The following is a 2764-nucleotide window of genomic DNA, read 5'->3' as shown; positions in this document are numbered from 1 at the left end:
TTGCCGAGTGGAACGAGTGAAAAAGAAAGAGCAGGACGTAGAATGAAGGGGGCGGCGGTGTTTTTCTGACGTGCCCACCATTCGGAGAACGGCTCTAAGCACAGCCACGGGCGGTACACCGGCCCCCAGCGCTGTTGGCGCGGGTCAAAGCGCCTCAGGGCTGCGAGACAAACAAAGGCAGGTCACTGGCTTTGACTGCGCCCACCTGCACAGCCCGGCGGTACAGCTCCTGCACGGCCCGCTGCCCTTCTTCGCCCACGTCCAGACTAAAGTTGTTGACGTACAGGTCAATGTGCGCCTGCATCACCTCACCGGACATTTCCAGGGCGTGCTGGCGGATATAGCCCATCGCCGCCCCAGGGTGATCGTAGGCATATTCGAGGCTTTGGCGCACGGCAGTATTCAGCGACCACTGCAATTCGGGGGCCAGACTGCGCCGCACCAGAATAGCGCCCAGAGGCAGCGGCAGACTGGTTTCTTGTTCCCACCACGCGCCCAGATCAAGCAGTCTGCTCAGGCCAAAGTTCTGAAACGTAAAGCGCGACTCGTGGATAATCAGGCCCGCAGCGATGTGGCGGCCCTGGTACTCGCCCCGCTGCACGGCGGGCATCACGTCGTCGTAGCGCATGTGAACCACCTGCACGTCCGGGTACACCTGCCGCAGCAGCAGTTCGGCGGTGGTCAGCGCGCCGGGCGAGGCCACCACCTGAGCGTTGAGGTCGTGCACGTCGCCCCGCGTAACGATCAGCGGCCCTACCCCGCGCCCCAGTGCGCCCCCGGCCCGCAGCGCCACATACTCCTCCATGACCCCGAAGTAGGCCCGGTAACTGATTTTGGTCATCGGCAGGCGGCCCTGCACCGCCCACTCGTTGAGGGTCTGCACGTCTTCCAGCACTTCCTGCACCGGCAGCGGCGAGGGCGTCAGACCCGCGTGTAAGGCATGAAAGATAAACGTGTCGTTGGGACAGAACGAGTAACCCAGGGTCAGAATGTCTGGCAAAGCAGTCATACCAACAGGCTACCCCTCACGGGCGGCCCGTAAAGGTGCCGCTTTGCTGGGCGTGGTCTGACAGGCCCCCGCCCGCCTTTCCCTAAACAAAACCGGGCTGTGAGAATCGTGTGCTATTTGCTGTCTTAAGCTGCGGCACAACTTTCAGGACTGGTCCAGCAGGTGCGGCACACCCGGACTCTGTTATAGCCAGGCCCTGCCCAGGAGTCTACTCATGGTCTATGCGAGCCGCCTTAAGCCGTCTTCCCGTCTTCGCCTTACCTTTCTCCTGCTTGGCGTAAGCCTGCTCAGCGCCTGTAGTGGGAGCCCCTCCGGTCCCGCGCCTCTCGGCACGACAACGCCCATCCCGCTTCCCGCACCGACCCTGACGCTGGGCGCAGATTCCCTGTTGGTAGACTCTACCGGAAGCGCTACCGTGCCCGTACAGGTCAACCGCGCCGCCGATCACTTCACTGTCAGCGATCTGCCAAACGGAATGCAGGGCAGCGTAGCAGGCGGCGTGCTGAGCATCACCACGCAGAACGTCGCCATTGGGAATTACGCTCTGACAGTCAGCGGGAAGTGGGGCGAAATGAAACTGATGGTTCCGCTGACCGTTACGGTCAAGGTTCCCAGAGTAGGGAACCCAGGAACCACGACAACGCCTCCTGCGCCGGACTTTACGCTTCGACTAGCGGTGCCTAGTCTGACCATCCCTACCGGACAGAGGGCGTCAGCAAACATTATTCTGCAGGGGAACTCGACCTACACCGGCGGAGTCACCCTGACGGCCACGAGCAGCCCCGCCGGGCTGAAGACCACCGTGATCGGTACGAGTCTGAATGTAGACACTTCCGGCGCTTCAGCGGGCCAGTACAGCGTGACGCTGACTGGAGTCATGGGGAGCGTGAACCACACAGTCACCCTGCCCGTAAATGTCGGCACACAGGTGGGGAGCAGCGGGTATCAGTGGTATGCAGGCACCGACCGCCCCGCGAATGCCGACGAGCTTGAGGTGCTACGCCTGACCAACGAGGCCCGGGCAAAAGGGGCCAACTGCGGCGGAACGGTCTATGCGCCGACTACCCCCCTGACCTGGAACGACCAGCTGGCACATGCGGCCCGCAACCACGCCACCGACATGGTCATGCAGAATTACTTTGACCACACTTCACCCGGTGGGCTTACCTTCGGTGACCGTATCAAGGCCGCAGGCTACGTCGGGCGTACATCTGCCGAAAACATTGCCGCCGGATACCCCTCTGCACAGGTGGTAGTGACCAACTGGGTCAACAGCCCCCACCACTGTGAAATCCTGATGGGCCGAGACCTCAAGGAACTTGGCGTGGGCAGCGTGACTATACCGGGCAGCCTTTACAGCATTTACTGGGTGCAGGACTTTGCAGCGCGCTAGAGCAGTTCTGCGAATGATAGGCACGTCGGAAAAACACCGCCGCTCCCTTCATTCTATGTCCTGCTCTTTCTTGTTCACGCGTTCCACTCGGCAAAAAGATGGTCACAAGAGCACCATCTTTTTGCAAAATGCTCTAATACGGACTGCCGATTGAACCGGGCAATTTTGGATTCAACCCGAGCGGACGCAAGAAAAATACGCATTTCGCGGTAGGGCGCTGCGGGCAGAGGCCCAGCTGGTGCTTTCCCAGATGTGCCGGAACCCAGCGCAGTCCGATTAAGCACACTCTAAGAGGCTGTCTGAGGCCCTAACCATGGGAAATGTTTTAGGCTTTAACGGTGGAACGCGCAGCTTACCCTAGC

General features: G+C 60.8%; 2 protein-coding genes. One reads left to right on the top strand and one right to left on the bottom strand.

Going from position 1 to position 2764, the window contains the following annotated elements; genetic code table 11:
- Positions 1-154 precede the first annotated feature (154 nt).
- Positions 155-1009, bottom strand: a complete 855-nt coding sequence (locus QZ269_RS12685; protein ID WP_291427064.1) for a 1,4-dihydroxy-6-naphthoate synthase — start codon at positions 1007-1009, stop codon at positions 155-157.
- A 388-nt stretch (positions 1010-1397) separates the two neighbouring features.
- On the opposite strand from QZ269_RS12685, the gene QZ269_RS12680 reads away from it, so the two are divergent.
- Positions 1398-2402 carry a CAP domain-containing protein gene (locus QZ269_RS12680; protein ID WP_291427063.1) on the top strand — a complete coding sequence of 335 codons (1005 nt, stop codon included), beginning with the start codon at positions 1398-1400 and terminating at the stop codon, positions 2400-2402.
- Positions 2403-2764: the final 362 nt, after the last annotated feature.

This window comes from Deinococcus sp. (assembly GCF_018260405.1).
Classification (GTDB): Bacteria; Deinococcota; Deinococci; order Deinococcales; family Deinococcaceae; genus Deinococcus.
This window is presented reverse-complemented; position numbering and strand designations above follow the sequence as displayed.